Raw genomic sequence first — 19,012 nt, 5'->3', positions numbered from 1 at the left:
GCCAGATCGAGCCCGACGACAGCGATGGTCTGCATGATACCGCTCCTAGACGTGACGTCCCTGATGACGACTGCTCCAGAAAAGCTGGTTAGGCGGAGGTCGTCCACACCATCACGTCACAAGACAAGTAGAACGCAGCGCTAAAGCTCGACGCTGGCTTCTCCCGCCGGATAATTGGATTCAACCAGATCTGGTAGTGAAACGTCCCATCGCAGCGTCGTGTTACGTGTCTTGCGGAACATCACGACCGACGACAAGAACACCGGCTGCTGACCAAAGTTCGTCACTGCGTGACACCGTTGGGGGACAACGTAGCCGGGCTCCCCGACCTCTGCCTTTACGATTTCAAATCCCGTGATGGGATTGAATAGCGCGGCCCATGATTCCTTTGAGAACCGCCAGAAATCCCAGGGTGCATCATGAACCGGCCAGGCCTGATGGGTCGTAAAAAGTCCGACGGCACCAACCTTCATCACGCGGTTCAGTTCGATGACGACCTTCCAGGGCATAAGCAGATGCTCCACCACCGACAGGCTCATTACCGCATCAAAATGATCGGGTGGAAACAAGGACGACAGCTCGTGCGCGTCGCCGACGACATCGACGTTTGTCCCCTCCAGTATGTCCATGCCGACGTAGGTCCACATCGGTGGGACCATCGAACTGTTGACCAGCCCCGATCGAGCCCTCGATCCTAGCTCTAGAAACCTACCAGCCTCTCGCGCTGCCACCGCCGCAACGAAGTCGCTTTGCACTTGACGCGCGGGGTCGAGGACGGACGCGAGATCGCCGAACTCGTACGAAGTGGCGTCCGGCAAAATCACGGCTAACTTTGCGCGATGGATCATCGGGCCACATTCACCGATGTCCATGCGCTCATCGAACCGGACATAGTCGGCACCGTGTCGGTCCGCGGCGACGTCAGGGCTGGCCAATCCATACGACTGGATCGGCCATATCTTTTCGCGAAAACGGAGTTCAAGCCGAGACCCTACAGGCGCGTCCACCCAGCCCTGAAGGACCAGATGTCCGAAAAAGGGTGCGAACACATCAATCGAATAGACTGGGGTCGTCATAGCATAGCCTTTCAGGGGCCCACTGGAGCTGAGACAACCCCATGGCGATCGGAAGCGATATCAGCGGCCCATCGAGACTGGCAACTCTGGATGCACCGCCCGGGCTTGGTCATTCCTACAAAGTCATGATCTAAGGCGCCATGAAATGGGCTCGCTCGCTTTTGAAGATCGGCCGGCGCAGCACGGTGCCCGCCGATGCCGATCTCAGTCCTCGGCAGATTGCAAGCCGGAGCACCATAGCTGCAGATCAGGCACGCGATCACGGTGAATGGGCGACGGCAGCGGCACTTTATGCTGAGAGCCTGGCTATCGTTGAAGACAATGCAGCAATCCATATCCAACATGGCCATGCCCTAAAGGAAACTGGCCACTTGACCGAGGCTGCGGCCGCCTATCGCCAGGCCGCCCATTTCGCGGCGAACGACGCCGAACCCTGGCTGCACCTTGGACACCTCCTCAAGCGGACTGGTGACAAGGCAGGGGCAATCAATGCGTTCCGCGAGGCCCTCCGCCGCGCCCCCTCGGCGACCGGACCAAGAGACGAGCTGATCAACGCGGGTGCCCGGGACCAGATTCCAGGAGACGTGTACGGCCAGGCGGCTGCAGCCCTGGAGTCCGCTAGACTGTCCCATTTGCTTGCTCAGGGGATCGAGGGCATGGCCGAAGGGGCTGAGAGATCGGCCTTCCCCTTGAGCGATCATGATTCGTTTCGGCGCCAGTATCCGATCCAGCCGCCCCCGATGTCGGGGGAGGTCGCCGTGACCGTGGTGATCACGGCGAAGGAGGCAACAGCGGCCATGCTGCGGGCGACGTTGGTCAGCCTGATGGATCAACGGCACCAGGAGTGGACGGCTTTCGTGTCGCCGGCTCAGCCTCTAGCGGATCACTCGGTCGGCAGTTTTGCCCAGGTCGACGACCGCATCCGGTTCGAACGACCGGAGTGTGACGTCACGGCTGGCCCGGTCGTGCTGGTACCGGCGGGCACGGTCCTGGACCGCGAGGCCTTGGGCTGGCTGGCCTATGGCCTGGTTCGAACCAAAGCAGCCGCTGTCTATTGCGACCACGATCACTACGCCGAGGACTGGCGCCTGGGGTTGGTGCGCCATTCGCCGCGACTGCAGACGATGTTTGATCCGGACGCCATGGCGACTTCGCCCGCGTCACCCTCGATCGCCATTTTTCGGGACGGAACGGCCAAGGTTCCGCAAGCGGTCCTGGCCGGCCTGCTGGAGGCATCCCTCACAGGGCCGGTGGCCCACCTGCCGCGACTGCTGGCAAGCGTGCCGGCGGTGCCGGCGGCGGCCTCATCCTTGCCGACCATACTGCCGACCCCGGCGGAGTCCGCCTCTCGGATTCTCGTCATGATCCCCACACGCGACGAAGCCGCGATGCTGGAGCGGAGCATAAAGACCCTGCGTGAGACGGCGCGCCATCCGGAGCGGATCAGCGTGCTGATCGTCGACAACCGAAGTAGTGAACCAGCGACGGCTGCCACGATCGCGCAGCTGACGAGCGCGGACGGGGTGGACAGCTTCAGCCTGGACGAGCCGTTCAACTGGCCCCGGTGCAACAATCTGGCCGCCCGGCACGGCGAGGACGAAATCCTTGTCTTTGCCAACAACGATATCGAGATGCTGACGCCCGGATGGGACGAAAGCGTCCGTCGCATGCTGGCGCGTCCGGACGTTGGCGTTCTCGGCGCTCGCCTCCTTTACCCGGACGGGGAGGTTCAGCACGCGGGTATTCTGCTCGGCGGCTGGCAGGGCCGACCTTCGCACGACGGCCTGTGGGCATCGGCCGAGGACGAAGGCCCTCTGCGTCGCTGGACATCGACGCGCGCCACAGCGGCCGTCACGGGGGCCTTCATGGCCTGTCGGCGCGATACATTCCAGGCCGTATGCGGCTTCGATGAGCGACTGGCGATCGCCTACAACGATATCGACTTCTGCCTGAAGGTTCGAATGGAGGGTCTGAAGGTGATGTTCGCCGCAGACATCGAACTGATCCACTATGAGTCCCGCACACGCGGCCTGAACGACTCGGTCGAAAAGATCGCTTGGGACGACGCCGAACTGGCCGACATGAATGCGCGCTGGGGCTCATGGCTGTTCCACGACCCCAGCTACAATCCGCAGTGGGTCAACGCAGTGAACCGACCATATGACGGCATTCGAGACCTTCCGATGAGCCGGGTTCTCGCTCATCTCGATGCAAGCGCCGCAGCCAACCCGTGGGCGATCATGCGTTAAGGCGAGGCCCGCCGCAGTCCAGATGCGCGGTGGAAATGCCGATCTGTTGCAACCTCAATCCCTTTAGCGCGCTCAAGATGCGGGCCGGAGGGCAAGCTGTTGTCTTTTTTGGAAGCGGTACGATCGGACGGGCTGCTTGTTAGCCGCCCGGCTCGTATTGACGAACACCGCGTATCCGATCGGAACACGTTCCTGGATTGGAAGAAAGCAACCTCGGACCCCCTGCTGCTGCGAAAACTCAGCACGCTCCCTGAGATCATCGAGTCCTGGATAGCGCCCTACGGCGGGTTTTCCGGGCGCGAGGTTCTCGACTTCGGCTGTGGGTTTGGCGAAACGGCCGCAGGGATTGCCCTGCAGTACGACGTCACTCGGGTTGTCGGTGTCGATGTCCAGGACAAGCCAGCGCGTTGCGAGCCTCTCCTGATGGAGAAGATCGGGATTGGGGGGCTGCCCGACCATCTCACGCTCGCGCAGATCGAAAAGGGCGCGCTTCTCGGTGAGCAGGAATTTGATCTGGTGATCAGTTGGTCGGTTCTCGAGCATGTGCAGCGCGACAGCCTCCGACAGACCATCGCGGACCTGTGGACCGCCTTGCGGCCAGGCGGCCTTGCCTTTGTCCAGATATCGCCCCTCTATTTCAGCCCGGAGGGCTCCCACCTCTGGGCCATTGGCTACGGCGGGTGGGAACACCTCCTAAGGCAGACAAGCGAAGTGCTCGCGGACATCGAAGCCGCCCCTCACTTGACGACAGAAGCCAAGGACCGGCTAGTACGTCTCTATTCAACGCTCAATCGCGTCACGGCCAACGAGTTGACAGCACATTGCGACGCGGTCGGGTTCGAAGTGGTTCGCCAGCAGCGGGACCGGACGGAGAAAACGCCATCTGCTTGTCTGACAGAGGCCTATTGTGTGGAGGCGCTGACGACCGATCAGATCGTACTGCTGTTGAAAAAACCAGATTTGTCCAATGAAGGTCACCCTCACCCTTCCAACCAAGCTTGACTTAGCGTCAGGCACCCCCCACGCGGGTGCATGGGCTTGAATTCTCATTATGCGGCCCGGCTGCGGGCACTTCTAGCCGAAAGCGCCGAGCTTTCTGACACGCAGCTTCTCAGCAAAGCTTTGATCATGACCTCGGTCTGGCGGAGCAAACTCTGGGCCAACACCTTAATGACGTTGGACACCCACGTACGAAGCGGTCCGTTCAAGGGCATGGACTATGTAGTGACCTCTGCCGAGGGCGCACTGCTTCCGCGGATCCAGGGCATATATGAGCGAGAGCTACACCCTGAGCTCAATCTTTTCGCGAAGGAGAACCTCGAAGCCATCGTCGATATCGGCTGCGCAGAGGGCTACTACGCCGTGGGACTGGCGCTTATGATGCCAGGGGTTGAAGTCTACGCCCACGATATCGACGAGACTTCCCGGCGACGGTGCGGCCTGCTTGCGAACGCCAACGGCGTGGCTGACAGGGTTATGGTCGGCGGTGAGTTTCGAGGCGAAGACTTCGAGCGTTTTGCGGACCGACGGACACTGGTCTTCGTCGATGCCGAGGGATTCGAGGACGACCTTTTGGATCCCGCCATATACCCGGCACTCGGCTCGCTCAGCGTGATCGTCGAAACCCACCCCATGGCAAGACCCGGCGTCACTGAACGGCTGATGGATCGTTTTGGGGCGACACACAGTATCTTGCGTATCGACCCGGCCATGACTGCTGCGAACATCGATCAGCGCCTGGTAGAATCGAGTCATCTCGATATGGCTCTGGCCGTCTGGGAGTGGCGCGCTGGACCCACGCCGTGGCTCGTCATGCGACCGTTGGGTTGGTCTGAAACGCCGACGCCCTGAACCTCTACACTTGTGCTTGAGTCTGGAGGCCGCATGCCGCAGGGATCGGGCCGACTAGGGCATTTCGGGGAGCTTTCGTGAGTCCGGTGAATTTCGCGATCTTCAGTGCGGGCGACGCCTACAGCACAGACAAGAAAATCATGGGGCGCCAAAGCGCTGGCAAGGCCATGATCCGAGGCGTAGCTCGGCGCTGGCCGAACGATGACGTTCACGTTTTTGGCCAGAGTCGCGCGGCCGGACAGTCGCTCGCCACCCAGCTGAGTTCGGAAGGACACAAGGGTGCTGTCAGGTGGCGCGAGAGCCCTGGCGACGCGATCCTCGATCAGCTAGGTGCCGTCTACTATCCAGCGCCGATCACCCCTGCCCTCGCCAATGCCAGAAACACGCGTGGGCCCGCCAGCTATAGTCTGTTCGGCGTGACCCACACCCTGTCGTCTGAAGGCGCTATGGACCAGGTCGCTTCACTGGTTTTACCGCCCTTCAAACCATGGGACGCGCTGATCTGTACCTCGAACGCGGCCTTGGGCGTCGTTCGACGACTGCAGGACGAAATGAGAGAATGGCAAGCGCGGGAAACCGGAGCCACGCGGTTTAACGCGATCCAGCTTCCGGTAATACCGCTCGGAGTGGACACGCCAGCCTTCGTACGAAGCGATCGCCAGATCACCGAGGCCCGGGAAGCCGTGGGCCTTGCAAACGATGAAGTTGCGTTTCTTTTCGCCGGTCGATTGTCATTTCACGCCAAAGCGAATCCTTCGGCGCTCTATCAAGCGCTGGAGTCGGCGTCGGCGAGGACCGGGCAACGCCTCGTCTGTGTGGAGGCGGGCGTCTACCCCAACACCCATATGGCCAAAGCCTTCGCTGCTGCTCGCACCGCGCTAGCACCCTCGGTAAGGTTCATTGGCGTCGATGGGGAAAACGAGACGCACTACCGGCAGGCGTGGCGTGCCGCGGACGTATTCGTCTCCCTGTCAGACAATATCCAAGAGACCTTTGGCCTGACTCCACTCGAGGCAATGGCGGCGGCACAGCCCGTCCTCGTCAGCGACTGGAACGGCTACAAGGACACGGTCCGCGACGGCATCGACGGTTTTCGCATTCCAGTCACTCTTCCAATGGCCGGTGCAGGATCGGATCTGGCAGTCCGCCACGCCTTGGGTCGCGACACCTATGACTTTTTTATTGGCCGGGTTAGTATGGCCACGGTGGTGAATGTCGAGATTCTTGCCGACAGGATTGCGGCGTTGGCGAACGATGCCGGGCTTCGCAAGACGTTGGGAGCGGCTGGTGCACAACGGGCCCGCGCGTTATTCGACTGGCCAGTCATCCTCGATCGCTACGTGGACTTGGCCCAGAATCTGGCCGACATTCGTCGTGCAGCGACAAGTTCTGCTCCGGAAGCTTGGCCATTGCGGCCCGACCCATTCGCCCTGTTCGCGGATTTTCCGACCCACACACTGACCGCAACTTCCAAAATCCAGGCACGGGTCGCTCTCGGCGGCGTTGAGGCACTGCTTGGTTTGGAGATTGCGCGGTACTCGCTCATCGATCCAGTCTTGACCGCTGAGATGATCCTCACCGTCCATCGGATGATTCACCAACAGGGTGAGATCGACACCCAAGCCCTGATCGCCACTTCTGGGCTGTCCCATCCTCAGACTGTTCTGGCACTCATGTGGCTGGCGAAGTTGAACCTTGTCGAGCTCCGGCCTTGACGTCGCCTGAACGCGAGCCCTCGACCACAGACGAGTACGGCGCTGCCGACCCGACGGCCTTGGTTCACGCGGCTTTCGATGCTGAGTTCTATCTGGCGGACAACCCCGATGTCGCAGCGGCCGGTGTTGATGCCTGGGAGCATTACTCCACCATCGGATGGCGGGAGGGACGCAATCCGGAATCTGGCTTCAGCGTTGCCGACTACCTTGCCGCACATCCGGACGTTGCCATCTCCGGAGTGGACCCCTTCAGCCACTTTGTACTCTACGGGCGCGCGGAAGGCAGAAAGCTGTCCTTGTCCCACCCTGAGCCAAACCAGACATCTACGCCTGCGGAACCCGACCTTTTACCCGTCCTCGCCGAGTTCGATGCTGACTACTATGTCGCCGCCAATCCCGATGTCGAGCTGAAGCCCGAGGCCGCTTTCGGCCATTTTCTGGAAACGGGATGGCGCGAGAACCGTGATCCCACGAGGTGGTTCTCAACGCGATGCTATCTTGAGGCAAACACAGATGTGGTCGAGACGGGTGCCAACCCGTTTGTCCACTATGTGCTGTATGGGCGCCGCGAAGGGCGGGATCTCGAGCATGGCTTGGGGTTCCGCTATGATCTGATCCGTAAGGCGGAGCATTTCGAGGCACACGTTCAGGCCTTGGCACGGCTGGTTCCAGATCGGCTTGCATCACCCATCGAGGACCTCGCCAACGGTCTTTCGGCGATTGCAGGACAGTCATCGGTCCACATCACGATCAGCCACGACGACTTCACCGCTTCCTTGGGGGGCGTTCAGCTCTGCTTGAAGATTGAAGGCCAGGCGATGCGGGCCTTGGGGGCCGCCCACATCCACCTCTATCCAGGTCGAGCCAGCCCCGTCGTAGATGTGGAACGCAGTCATCCCAGGCTCGGCGTGCTCGTCGATGGAGTTTCGATCGGCTTCTTTGACGCTGAGGTCGTAGGCGAGGCCTTGGCCGAATACGGCAAAGGGCGGACCATCACGCTGGCGGTTCATAGTGTGATTTCTCATCGCGTGGCAGACGTTGTCGCAATCGCCGACCGGTTGACGATCACCGAAGCATTTTACTGGCTTCACGACTTCTCGAGCCTCTGCGCGAACTATGCCTTGTTGCGCAATGATGCGGTATTCTGCGGTGCCCCCCAGCCCCAAAGCCTGGCGTGCGAGATCTGCGCATATGGTGCCCGGCGCCAGATTCATCTCGCGCAACATCTTGCCCTGTTCGACGCATTGGATCCTATTGTCGTCGCTCCGTCAGAGGCAGCGCTCTCGTTGTGGCGGCGCAGCTTTCCGAGGCGCGAACGCTGCGGTATCGTACACGCTCATGCCGCATTCGCTCCGGAAACGCGTGGAGCCCGCAAAGGCCAAACGTTCAGCGACGAAGGCCAGATCCCGCTCCGGGTCGGCTTTCTCGGGATGCCAACGAGCCACAAGGGGTGGCCCGTGTTCGCCCAGCTGGTCAGGCGCTTCGCCGGTGATCCCCGTTACAGTTTTCACCATCTTGCGAAGGAAACTGATCCTTCGCTTGCGGTAAACTGGACGCGGGTCAAACCGACGGCAAAGAATCCCGCGCCAATGATCAAGGCGGTCCATGACCTGGATCTGGACGTCGTCCTGATCTGGTCATTGTGGCCGGAAACCTTCTGTTTCGCAGCGTATGAAGCCGTGGCCGGCGGTGCGCTGATCCTGGCCAACCCCGATTCCGGCAATGTCCACGATCTGATCCGGCGCGAAAAATGCGGTATTCTGATCGAAGACGACGTCGTCCTGAATGAGATGTTCGCCAGTGGCGAGGTCCTGCGTCTAAGACGGAGCGAACGACCTGTTCGGCGGCACACCTTGGCCTACTCGCGCATGACCGCCGATCTCATTCTGCGCGAGCCAGCATGAGAGTCCTCTGTTTTTCGAGTTTCACCTTCTCGTATCTGAACCGGGCGCGGGTCCTCTATCGGACGCTGAGGCGGTACCACCCCGAGTGGCGCCTCGTTGCCCTGATCACGGATCGGCCGCCGCCGGGTGTCGAGATTGATCTCGTCGCCGAGGATTTCGACGAGATCGTCTGGTTCGAAGACCTTAACCTTGCCGACGCGTCGGCCTGGCTGTTCGGGCACGACATCGTCGAGGCCTGCACGGCGGTCAAGGGCCCCTACATGCATCAGGTTTGTGAGGCAGGCGTCGTCGACGCGATCGTCTACCTAGATCCCGACACGGCTCTGTTTAATCGGCTCGATCCCGTTATCGATCTCCTCGCTGTTCACGGTGGAGTGCTGACCCCCCATCTGCTTGAACCGGAGGACCGGCCCCAAGCCATTCTGGACAATGAACTGGCCACCCTGCGGACCGGAATTTTCAACCTCGGCTTTGTAGCCATCAGGACGGACGGAGAAGGCGCGGCCTTCGCTCGCTGGTGGAACGACAGGCTGTTGAGTTACTGCTACGATGACATACCTCGGGGTCTGTTCGTCGACCAACGATGGTGTGATCACGTGCCAGCCTTCTATGAGACCTTTAAGGTGTTGCGCGATCCCGGTTACAACGTTGCCAGTTGGAACCTCAGTCGCCGCAAGGTCACCATCGACTGGGCAGGTGAGGTTCGCGTCAACGGATCGCTCCTTCGGTTTTGGCACTTCACAAAACTGGGTCCGGTCGGCGAGAGCATGACGCGGCGTTACGCTGGATCGAACTATGAAGTCTACGAGATCTGGAGTTGGTATCGTCGGATGGTCCAGGCTACGACCGATCCTCGTCTTCCCGCTGGCTATTGGGCTTATGGGACCTATGCCGACGGTCGCCCAATCAAAAAAAAACATCGCGAGCAGTATCGCTACCAGCCAGAGTTATCAGCAAGGTTTCCTAACCCGTTCGATATCGGGCCCGAGAGTTTTCAGGCGTCGCTGATCAATGATTCGCTGATATGACGGAACGGTCTTGACCCACATTCTCGACGAAATTCCGACCGGGCTTGTGAAGCGTTCGTCCCTAGTGGTCGCCGGAATGCACCGGAGCGGGACGTCCGCCATGGCGCGCGTGCTAGGGCTTGCGGGAGGCGCGATGCCGGAACGTCTGATCAACGCGGCCGCAGACAACCCACTGGGTTTCTGGGAGCCACGCGACATGGTCTCACTGAACGACGAAATCCTGCGAACGGTCGGTTCGGGATGGGACGACGTGTTTAGTTTTCGGGCGGACACCCTCTTGGCGGATCGGGGGGAGGACTTTCTCCCACGCGCGCGCTCCGTTGTGTCGCTGAACTACGCACACACAGACCTCGCGGTCATCAAGGACCCAAGACTATCGCTGCTTGTCCCGCTCTGGCGCGAAGCCCTTGGGGCCGAGGGCTTGCCGCCAGTCTTCGTGATTATGGTGCGCGACCCGATGGAGGTTGCCCAATCCATCGCGGCTCGGGATGGCGCACCCGTACAGGCCTCGATGCTGGCGTGGCTCAGCCATATGGTCGCCGTGGAGCGTGACACGCGTGGTGCACGGCGCCTGTTCGTCTCCTATTCGGAGTTGGTGCAGAACTGGGAAACGGTCCTCGACAGGCTACGCCACCAGTTCGCGATGCCGCTGCCCATTTCCGCTGAGCAGGCTGCCGAGATCTCCAGCTTCCTCAGACCTTCGGCGCGGCATCACGAGTCCGATGATGCGAGCTGGGTCGACCGTACCGATCTTTGGCCGGGGATCGCCGAGGCGTGGCGTTGGGCAAAGACGGCTACGCTGAACCCCGCCTCCCCCCTTCCCTTTCCGGAGACTGTTGTGCGCGATCTGGTGAGTTTGGAGGCACAGTGGGGGCCCGTCCTGCAGGTCCAGAACGCGAGGGCGATGGCGCGGGAGCAAGAGTTGCAAGCGGTGATCGCCGATCGAGAGACGGCGGTGCTTCGGCTGAAGGCGCAGGTTCAGGAATACGGGGCTACCGTTGCAGCCTCGTCGGAGACTCTTGCTGCAGCCCGGCAGGAACACGCCGACGCTCTCGCGCAAATCCGAATCCTCGAGAAGGCCGAAAGCGAGCATCAGCGCGCAGCGGCGCTCGTTATCAAGCAGGCAGAGGACAAAGCCCAGCTGGTTCATCATAGTACGATTGAGGAGCTTGACGCAGCGCTTAGTCAGATCGCAGACCTGAGACACGAAGCAGCTCTCATAGCTGATGAGGCGGAAAAGCGTCTTAGGACGACGAGCGCGGCGGCGGCGGTGGCGGCTCAAGAGGCGGAGGACCGTCTGAGGGTGACAAGCTCGGCGGCGTCGGCGGCGTCGGCGGCGGCTCAAGAGGCGGAAGAACGTCTGCGGCTGGCGGAACTGGCAGCCGAAGCTGCGGTTTCGGCTGCTTCTGAGAGAGCAAGGGCTGCTTCGGAGCGCGCAAAAAGCGCGCAGGACATGGTTGAGAGGCTAAGCGCTCGGAGCGCGGAGCTGGAAATGATCTTGGCAGCTTCTGAGGCGCGCGCCTCTGACCTAACAACGGAAAAGGCAGCAATCGAAGCGCGAGCCGACGAAACATCAGCCCGCCTCGCCGCCGTTACCACACGGCTAGATGCCGTCCTCTCCAGTTCCAGTTGGAGCGTTACCCGACCCCTTCGCGTGATCAGCAAGCGTTATCAAGATCTGACCAGAGGGGAATGAGGCGACACTAATTTGCCGACCAGCGTTCCGCACTCTGGGATGGACGTGAGCCGCAAAGCGGGCCTAACGCGTCCACGCTCATCGCGGTCGACGAATGCTGCCAATGCCATGTTACAGGTATTGCGGCGACGCTTATGATTGGGCACGGATGGCCATGCTTGATGTTACAATGGCCTATGGCCTGACCTATCTTTTCCCCGAGGGAGACAGCGCTGTTGGTCTGTCCTTGCGCAATCACGGCGAATTCGCGCGACCCGAGGCCGATCTGATCTCTACCTATCTAGCTCACGCCGGCACCGGATCGACCTTCATCGACGTCGGCGCCAACATCGGCGCGATCTGTCTGCCTGTCGCGGCGCGACACCGGGACGCGACGATCATCGCGCTGGAGGCGCAACGTCGTATTCACGGCGTGCTGTGCGCAAACGCGCTCAACAATCGCCTCTTCAACGTCGAGTGCCACCACCTCGCCGCAGGACCGCGTGAAGGGCTGATGTCCTTCCCCTCCTTCCCCCTGACGACGCGCAGAAACTTCGGCGATGTCGGCTCGACGGGACATGCGGATGCGCAGACGGAAAATGTCCAGGTCCGCGCTCTGGACACGTTCGATCGAGACTCAGTCGCGTTCGTCAAGATCGATGTCCAAGGTGCTGAAATCGATGTCTTGGAAGGAAGCACGGCCCTGATCGCTCGCAACCAGCCCGCCCTCCTTCTCGAAGTCACCCGATCGAAGACCGACGACACCGCCAGGGTCGCGGCCTTCATGCAGTCCCTCGGCTACAGGCTCTTTGTCTTCTTCTCGCCCTTCGCTACAACGACGGCAGACAAGCCATCGCAGGAAAAGCCTTCGTTCCGTGGCGACTTCAGCTTCCTGGCTCTTCCGCCTTCGGGGGAAAACCTCTGGAACTTGCCCGAGTTCAGATCCCTGGATGAGCCTTGGCCAACGGACATGGCCGACTTCGGCTATCTGAGGCGCTATTATACCGTTGCCCCCGCCTGACGCGACAGACTGTCCACGATGAACGATTTTCAGGCGATCCCGATCCGCGCCGCCAGCCAGACGCCCCTTTTGGCGCTCTCCCCCCTGGGCTCCCGACTGGTGCTGGAGATCAGCGCAGGGAGGGCCTCAATCGCCTCGTCGTTTCTCGCACGAAGCCCAGCGACGCGACTGGTGAACCTCAGACTATCCGACTCGGAGTGGGAAGAGGTGATCTCGTCCGCAGCTGGTCTGTCGTGCGGCGATCAACAGACGGGGGGGTTGCTCGACAAGGCAGACTACCTTGTCGAGGGGCAATCGCCGGACGTCATCATCCTCTCCGGCATCGAGACGCTGTACGACCCTCAGAGCCTGCTTATGGGACTGCGCGCGCGATGCGCGCCGGGCGCCGTCTGCCTGGTGGCCGCCCCAAACGTCGCTCACTGGTCGGTGCTTGTCGAGCAGATGGCCGGGCGCTGGAGCACCGCCCGGTCTCAATCGATAGACCGGCCGGTCGCAGGGTTTTTTACACGGCAGTCGCTGATCACCCTGCTGCGCGAAACCGGATGGACCGTGGTCGACACCACCCCGATTGTCGGCGATCAGGACCAGACAGAAGCGGCCGTGGAGGCGTTCGGAACCGCAGCTAGGACGCTTGGTATCGAGTCTGCGACACTGAAAGATGAGTTGGCCGCGACCCAGTGGATCGCCAGGGCCACGAACGGTCCTCCCGCGCCGCAGATCACCATCGCCGCCCTCGGCATGAAGAAGGTCGCAGGTGTAACAGACGCTCGGATCGACCATCCAATGGCAGCGATGGCTAGTCGTGTATCGATCCGGGCCGCCTGGGGCGCCGGCGGCGTCGAGATTCCCGGACACTGGCCTCCCGGCGTCCTTATCCTGCATCGACAGTTTCTGGACAGCTCTGCGTTCGTCGACACACTCGAGAAGCGCATCGCCAAGGGTTGGATCGTGGTCTCCGAAATCGATGATGATCCCGCTCATTGGCCCGCCTATGCGGCTGCCGGCCATCGCGCGTTCCGTGGGGTTCATGCCGTGACGGTCAGCACCGAGGCGCTTGCCGAAGTCGTCCGGCAGTGGAACCCCACTGTTGCGGTGCTACCCAACGCCGTGCCCTATCTTCCCGAGGCGTCGCAGACTTCCCCCAAGTCGGGCGGGCGTCTGCGCCTCTTCTTCGGAGCCCTCAATCGCGTCTCGGACTGGCAACCCATACTGTCTGCGATCACTTCAATCGGGGCCGTATTCCGGGACCAACTAGAGTTCGTCGTGGTCCATGATCGAGCATTTTTCGACGCCTTGGGCGATGTGCCCAAAAGTTTCACCCCCACCCTGGACTACGACGCCTATCTGGCAAGCCTGGCCTCCTGCGACATCGCCTTGCTGCCGCTAACGGACACACGATTCAATCGCCTGAAATCAGATATCAAGCTGATCGAATGCGCGGCGGCTGGCGTCGTCCCGATCTGTTCTCCCATCATCTACGGGGAAGATTCCGCGCATGGGGAGATCGCCCTGTTCGCGGTGACGCCGCAGGATTGGGCCGCTTCGCTCAGCCACTTGATCACCGACCGTGACGCCTTGCGGAAGCGGCGGGCGGCAGGTCTCGAATACGTCACGGCGCGCCGGATGCAGGTTCACCAGATCGATCAGCGAGAAGGCGTGTTCCGGCAGTGGCTCGACAACGCCGCTGTCCTCGAGGAAGCCCGGCACCAACGGCTCGCGAGTTCACCTGACATCTAGCTCCAGGTCAGAACGCCGATCTTGCACATCCACAGCAGGCTGAGTTGCATGCGCGGCCTTTGCTCGCGGGGAAAGACGCCAAGCACTGCGCGCGCCTCCATGGGCCCTGTGCTCAGAACCCTGACGATCGTGCGACAGTCCTCGATGCTGCCCCGCCATGTGGCTGCGAACATGTCGAGTTCAAGCTGGCTGGCCCGAGACAGATCGGCCTCTCCATCCCCCGGCCGCAGGGCCATGACCGTTGTCGCCGATAGGACGTTCGTGGCGAATCCGGCGAAGTCGCGAAAGGGTTCCCCCTTCGCGGGGTGACGCGACGACCGGCATCGAGGATCGGGCGAGGATCGACGAACATCGCCGAGCGCTTGCGCCAATCGCACGAACTGCGGCGCGACGACGCTCCAGTCGAACTTTTCGCGGACACGCCGCCGTCCGGCATCTCCCATCTGTTTCCGCAGGTCTGGCGACATAATGAGCGCGCCGAGTGCTTCGGCCGCGCGCGCCACATCCACCGCCGTATGCTGCGCCAGGACGCCGACATACTGTTGATAGGTCTTCAGGCCCATTGCGTGCCCAAGCACCAGTTCGGTGGGGGCACCGCTTGCCGAGCCTATCAGGGTTGGGATCAGCATGCCCTGCTCGCCGTCCTGCACGGTATAGCGATAGCCGTCCCAGTCGCTGACGATCACCGGAAGACCTGAGGCCATGGCTTCGAGCGGCGTAATGCCGAAGGTCTCCTGGACATTGTCCACCAGCGAAATGAAAATGTCGGATGCAGCCCACATCCTACCCACCAGGTCCGGGTTGTTGCCGTCCAGGAGATGGAAAGAAACGTCGGGTCCATAGGCCGCCGCTGCAGCGCGATACATTCTGGTCCCGGACATCTGATCGGGAAACCAACCCACCATGGCGAAGTGCAGCTTCTTGCCGGTGGCGTTCGCAGCTTCGGCAATCGCCCTGATCATCGGCTGAGGAAACGCCTTTTCAAAGAAAGAGAGCCGGCCCACCCAAAGGACGAGTACGTCATCCGGCCCGACGCCCAATGTCTCGCGCATCGACGCGCGTTCGACAGGACGATCGGCGTTGGCGGCGAAACGCGCGCCATCCACGCCAAGAGGGATCAGCGGCAACTGTGGACGAGGAGGGCGGACATCTCCCAGTCGGTCGGCGAGATACTCGTCCCACTCCTCGAACATCTGCTCGAGGGCGGTTTTCACCGAGGGTGACGTGCAGACCAGGGCGTCCCAAGGGTGGGTCGGTGCGATATTGGACGCTGCGATGTCGGCCCGCATCACCAGTGGAGCGATCGTATGGATCAGGCCGATGAGGCTGTAGGCCCTGTCCGATGCAGTGCGGCGTCTCAACCAGGCCAAGTCCTCGATTCGCGGCCCGCCCTTCAGGACCGCTCCCGCCGCTTGGGCGATCGAGGCGTCCATGATGCTGCCGACGCCAATCTCGGTCGTTGGGACGTTACCTCCCAACAGGTGGGTAACCACGTCGTCGCGAGACATCGCCGACGTCGATAGGAAATCCACCCGCTCCAGGCCGCCGTGCACGACCAGCGACTGGAACAACTCGTGGTTGGCGACACTAGCTCCAAAGACGTTCTGCCCCACGCCCTTGGCAGTCGGCTGATGATGGATCGCTAGTTTCATTCAGGAAACGAACCTGCACCGCGGGAAAGGCTCCCGCTACCGATGTTGTAGGTTGCGCCTCCATGTTCGACCAGAGCATGATCCGCCTATGCTGGATCAGACACGCGCGTACGACCTGACATTCGTATTTCCGACCGGCGATTCCGTCATTGGAGGCTCGTTAAAGCGGCATGGGGAGTTCGCCCCGATAGAGCTGGCTTTGCTGGACGACTACATCACCCATTTCGGCGCTTCGAGCCATTTCATCGACGTGGGTGCCAATATCGGTGCCATCTCCTTGCCGCTGGCGCATCGACACCCGGACTGGAGCGTGACCGCGATCGAAGGACAGCGCGCCATCGCACAAATTCTGTCCGCCAACGCGTTCTCGAACTTCCTGACTAACGTCGAGGTGATCAACGCCGTTGTCGGAGAGGCGTCCCGACTGGCGCTATTTCCGAAGATCTCCCTGCGCGAAGAGGGCAACTTTGGCATCCTTGGCGTCCACCTCAATGCAGTCAGGCCGACTGAAAACGTCCGGATGCTCACGCTGGACGAGGTGTCGTCAACGCGGACACGCATGATCAAGATGGACGTCGAAGGCTATGAAGCCGAGGTCCTGAGAGGTGCCGAGCACACGCTGACCGCCATCCGGCCGGTCATCTTCTTCGAAGCCGCCGAAGGCAGTCGGGACAGTGTGGCCCTGTGCGTCAAATGCCTATCGGCCCACGACTACGAGATGTTCTGGTTCTACTCGCCTTTTATTACGCCGAGAAACGCCAAAAAGAACGCGGCGGGCGACTTCGACAGGGGAGACGTCAACATCCTGGCTCTGCCCCGCGGCGTCCCCAACCTCTGGGCCCTGAAACCACTGATCCCCGACGCGCTCCAGTGGCCTCAGCGCAAACAGGAATTCGGCTACCTGCGCCGCTTCGCCTGATCAGGCCGACCTAAGGCAAAAAATCTCTCGCCCAATCGACATTTTCCCGAAGCACGCGCGCAGGCGAGCCTCCGACGATTGTATGAGCTGGCACATGGCCTGAAACGATGGAGCCCGCCGCGACGACAGCGCCGGTGTCTATGCTTGCGCCCTTCATGATCATGCTGCGCAGCCCCAACCACACATGGTCACCGATGGTGACGGAGGCCGCCGCGTTGATCCGGGCACCGGTCGCGCGATCATAGATCGGATGAATATCGCTGACCGAGACGTAGACGAGCGTGGAGATCATGCAGTCGCGCCCGATTAGAATGCTGCCCGGCTCATGGACCTGCAGGGCACCATGCACAATCGTCGTATGATCGCCGATATCGATCACGCCCCCGTGCCCAGCGACGTTGGCGGCGACTGTGATGATGCATTCCCGACCGATGAAGACGCGACAGCCGTCACCGGAGACGTTGAGCATCACATTCAAGCGCGCGCCTTCGCGGATAATGACCTCACTGCCACGCCCGGAAATCTGGATTGCGACCGGATCGCGGGTGAACGGGTTCCCCCCGATAGACACACCGGACTCAATGATCAGGCGGTTGTGCTCGCCCGCGAGCCGGATCAGGTGGGAGATCGCCACGCCATGGCCGAGGCTGACCTCGTTCGACTGCCCTTGATCCTCAATCCACCGCTCCGGCGCGTCGTCGCTCATAAAATACTCGATTCTTCCCCGGAGCTGGACCTTAGGCTAAGGCAACTGCATCGGACGACCAAGTTTATGTTCTTATTCGCTGACGCGAAGTCGATCACTTGACCCGATGTCCGCAGTGATGAGATCCGATGACACAAGCGAACCTGTCGAAAAAGCGCATCCTTTTCATCCATCAAAATTTTCCGGGCCAGTTCCCCCATATCGCCGCTGCGGCGGTCAAGGCCGGCCATAAGCTGGCGGCGATCGGCGGGCAGACTGCCAAGGGTCAACCCGGTGTGGATTTGCGCCGATGGACCCTAACCCGGGGATCGACAGCCGGCATCTTCGACGCCGCTGTGCGCGCCGAGGCCGACCTGATGCGGGCCCAGGCTGCGGTGGAGGTCGCGGTTCGCCTGAAGGCGGACGGGTTCGTTCCCGACCTCATCGTGGGCCATCCAGGGTGGGGCGAGACCATCCAGATGTCGGAAGTCTTCCCGGGGGTGCCTCAGATCCTTTTCGGTGAATTCTTTTACCGGTCGCATGGTGCCGATGTGAACTTCGACCCAGAGTTCGAGACCAGCACATTGGTCGGCGACCTGCGCGTTAATGCCAAGAACCTCGGCCTGGCAATGGCCTATTCGGGTGCTGAAGTCATCGTATGTCCCACCCCGTTCCAGGCCAGCCACATCCCCACCGCGTTTCAGCACCGCGTCAAGATCGTCCATGAGGGCGTCGATATCGGCCGGGCCGCTCGGCGCCCGAACGCCAGAGTCAAACTGTCGGGCGGCAGATTCCTCGATGGATCGAAGCCGGTGATCACCTTCGTCAATCGCACTTTTGAGCGGATGCGCGGGTTCCATATCTTTATGCGTGCCCTACCCGCCTTCATGGCCGCGTGCCCTGACGCTGAAATCCTGATGATCGGGACAGACGGCGGCCGGGGATACGGTGGGCCTTTACCGGGCGGCGAGACCTGGAAGCAACGCATGCTGGCCGAAGTCGGAAAAAGGCTGGACCTGGACCGAGTACATTTCACTGGCGCGCTCGCTCACTCGGACCTGATGGCCGCGCTGTCGATTTCATGGGCGCATGTCTACTACACCTATCCTTTCGTCCTCTCGTGGTCCCTCACCGAGGCGATGGCGTGCGAATGTCTTATCCTCGGGTCTGACACCGCTCCGGTTCGCGACGCGATCACCACCGGCCAGAACGGTATTCTGAACGACTTCTTTGATGTCGAAGCCCTGACCAGGGCTTTGGTCACCGCCTGCGAAACGCCGGAGGCCTTCGTTTCAATGCGCAAGGCGGCCCGTAAGACCGCTTTGGCGCTGTTCGATCGCGAGACGGTAGGCGTACCGAGCTGGATGGCGCTGATCGAGGAGGTTCTAGAACGCAAAGCGACCTGAGGCACGGTTGTTTGCGCCACCGTTTCAAACGCAAATGTGTAGGGCATGGCCTGGGGTTTTTTGTTCCTCCGGCCTGATTGATGGCTCATCGCCC

The 19,012-nt window shown here is 61.4% G+C and carries 14 protein-coding genes; 11 read left to right on the top strand and 3 right to left on the bottom strand.

Annotated features, from left to right (window positions below; genetic code table 11):
* Positions 1–140: 140 nt before the first annotated feature.
* Entirely contained in the window at positions 141–1,076 is a 936-nt protein-coding gene (locus ACP7AU_RS06440) for a class I SAM-dependent methyltransferase (RefSeq protein WP_426050893.1), read from the bottom strand.
* A gap of 140 nt (positions 1,077–1,216) precedes the next feature.
* Here ACP7AU_RS06440 and ACP7AU_RS06435 point away from each other — a divergent pair, with 140 nt between their 5' ends.
* From ACP7AU_RS06435 to ACP7AU_RS06395, 9 genes are all read left to right on the top strand, one after another.
* Complete coding sequence (locus tag ACP7AU_RS06435; protein WP_426050892.1) at positions 1,217–3,325, top strand: glycosyltransferase; 2,109 nt, start codon at positions 1,217–1,219, stop codon at positions 3,323–3,325.
* A gap of 99 nt (positions 3,326–3,424) precedes the next feature.
* Positions 3,425–4,327 carry an SAM-dependent methyltransferase gene (locus ACP7AU_RS06430; protein ID WP_426050891.1) on the top strand — a complete coding sequence of 301 codons (903 nt, stop codon included), beginning with the start codon at positions 3,425–3,427 and terminating at the stop codon, positions 4,325–4,327.
* Positions 4,328–4,363: 36 nt separating this feature from the next.
* Positions 4,364–5,176 carry a hypothetical protein gene (locus ACP7AU_RS06425; RefSeq protein ID WP_426050890.1) on the top strand — a complete coding sequence of 271 codons (813 nt, stop codon included), beginning with the start codon at positions 4,364–4,366 and terminating at the stop codon, positions 5,174–5,176.
* 86 nt (positions 5,177–5,262) lie between these two features.
* Positions 5,263–6,891: a glycosyltransferase family 4 protein gene (locus ACP7AU_RS06420; RefSeq protein WP_426050889.1), complete on the top strand. Its 1,629-nt coding sequence runs from the start codon at positions 5,263–5,265 to the stop codon at positions 6,889–6,891.
* Entirely contained in the window at positions 6,888–8,795 is a 1,908-nt protein-coding gene (locus ACP7AU_RS06415; protein ID WP_426050888.1) for a hypothetical protein, read from the top strand. Before ACP7AU_RS06420 ends, ACP7AU_RS06415 begins: the two co-directional genes overlap by 4 nt.
* Positions 8,792–9,823 (top strand): hypothetical protein, encoded by a 1,032-nt coding sequence (locus tag ACP7AU_RS06410; RefSeq protein WP_426050887.1) that lies wholly within the window; start codon positions 8,792–8,794, stop codon positions 9,821–9,823. Before ACP7AU_RS06415 ends, ACP7AU_RS06410 begins: the two co-directional genes overlap by 4 nt.
* A gap of 10 nt (positions 9,824–9,833) precedes the next feature.
* Positions 9,834–11,519 (top strand): hypothetical protein, encoded by a 1,686-nt coding sequence (locus ACP7AU_RS06405; RefSeq protein ID WP_426050886.1) that lies wholly within the window; start codon positions 9,834–9,836, stop codon positions 11,517–11,519.
* 148 nt (positions 11,520–11,667) lie between these two features.
* Positions 11,668–12,519, top strand: a complete 852-nt coding sequence (locus ACP7AU_RS06400) for an FkbM family methyltransferase (RefSeq protein WP_426050885.1) — start codon at positions 11,668–11,670, stop codon at positions 12,517–12,519.
* An 18-nt stretch (positions 12,520–12,537) separates the two neighbouring features.
* Positions 12,538–14,256 carry a hypothetical protein gene (locus tag ACP7AU_RS06395; RefSeq protein WP_426050884.1) on the top strand — a complete coding sequence of 573 codons (1,719 nt, stop codon included), beginning with the start codon at positions 12,538–12,540 and terminating at the stop codon, positions 14,254–14,256.
* Here the strand turns inward: ACP7AU_RS06395 and ACP7AU_RS06390 are convergent.
* Positions 14,253–15,908 carry a glycosyltransferase family 4 protein gene (locus tag ACP7AU_RS06390; RefSeq protein ID WP_426050883.1) on the bottom strand — a complete coding sequence of 552 codons (1,656 nt, stop codon included), beginning with the start codon at positions 15,906–15,908 and terminating at the stop codon, positions 14,253–14,255. The genes ACP7AU_RS06395 and ACP7AU_RS06390 overlap by 4 nt on opposite strands.
* 88 nt (positions 15,909–15,996) lie before the next feature.
* Between ACP7AU_RS06390 and ACP7AU_RS06385 the strand changes: the two genes are divergently transcribed.
* The gene (locus ACP7AU_RS06385) at positions 15,997–16,827 is read left to right on the top strand and encodes an FkbM family methyltransferase (protein ID WP_426050882.1); all 831 of its coding nucleotides are present in this window, start codon (positions 15,997–15,999) and stop codon (positions 16,825–16,827) included.
* A 10-nt stretch (positions 16,828–16,837) separates the two neighbouring features.
* Here the strand turns inward: ACP7AU_RS06385 and ACP7AU_RS06380 are convergent, their stop codons facing one another.
* Positions 16,838–17,533: an acyltransferase gene (locus ACP7AU_RS06380; RefSeq protein ID WP_426050881.1), complete on the bottom strand. Its 696-nt coding sequence runs from the start codon at positions 17,531–17,533 to the stop codon at positions 16,838–16,840.
* A gap of 128 nt (positions 17,534–17,661) precedes the next feature.
* Between ACP7AU_RS06380 and ACP7AU_RS06375 the strand changes: the two genes are divergently transcribed.
* Complete coding sequence (locus ACP7AU_RS06375) at positions 17,662–18,918, top strand: glycosyltransferase (protein WP_426050880.1); 1,257 nt, start codon at positions 17,662–17,664, stop codon at positions 18,916–18,918.
* Positions 18,919–19,012: the final 94 nt, after the last annotated feature.

It is taken from the genome of Brevundimonas sp. SL161 (assembly GCF_049896985.1).
Lineage (GTDB): Bacteria > Pseudomonadota > Alphaproteobacteria > Caulobacterales > Caulobacteraceae > Brevundimonas.
Note: the sequence above shows the minus strand (reverse complement) of the source record. Positions and strands in the feature narration are given on the sequence as shown.

Excerpts from the sequence above, each read along its gene's own strand:
- ACP7AU_RS06440 (WP_426050893.1), bottom strand. The coding sequence starts at position 1,076 with ATGACGACCCCAGTCTATTCGATTGATGTGTTCGCACCCTTTTTCGGA.
- ACP7AU_RS06435 (WP_426050892.1), top strand. The coding sequence starts at position 1,217 with ATGAAATGGGCTCGCTCGCTTTTGAAGATCGGCCGGCGCAGCACGGTG.
- ACP7AU_RS06410 (WP_426050887.1), top strand. The coding sequence starts at position 8,792 with ATGAGAGTCCTCTGTTTTTCGAGTTTCACCTTCTCGTATCTGAACCGG.
- ACP7AU_RS06400 (WP_426050885.1), top strand. The coding sequence starts at position 11,668 with ATGGCCATGCTTGATGTTACAATGGCCTATGGCCTGACCTATCTTTTC.
- ACP7AU_RS06395 (WP_426050884.1), top strand. The coding sequence starts at position 12,538 with ATGAACGATTTTCAGGCGATCCCGATCCGCGCCGCCAGCCAGACGCCC.
- ACP7AU_RS06390 (WP_426050883.1), bottom strand. The coding sequence starts at position 15,908 with ATGAAACTAGCGATCCATCATCAGCCGACTGCCAAGGGCGTGGGGCAG.
- ACP7AU_RS06385 (WP_426050882.1), top strand. The coding sequence starts at position 15,997 with ATGCTGGATCAGACACGCGCGTACGACCTGACATTCGTATTTCCGACC.
- ACP7AU_RS06380 (WP_426050881.1), bottom strand. The coding sequence starts at position 17,533 with ATGAGCGACGACGCGCCGGAGCGGTGGATTGAGGATCAAGGGCAGTCG.
- ACP7AU_RS06375 (WP_426050880.1), top strand. The coding sequence starts at position 17,662 with ATGACACAAGCGAACCTGTCGAAAAAGCGCATCCTTTTCATCCATCAA.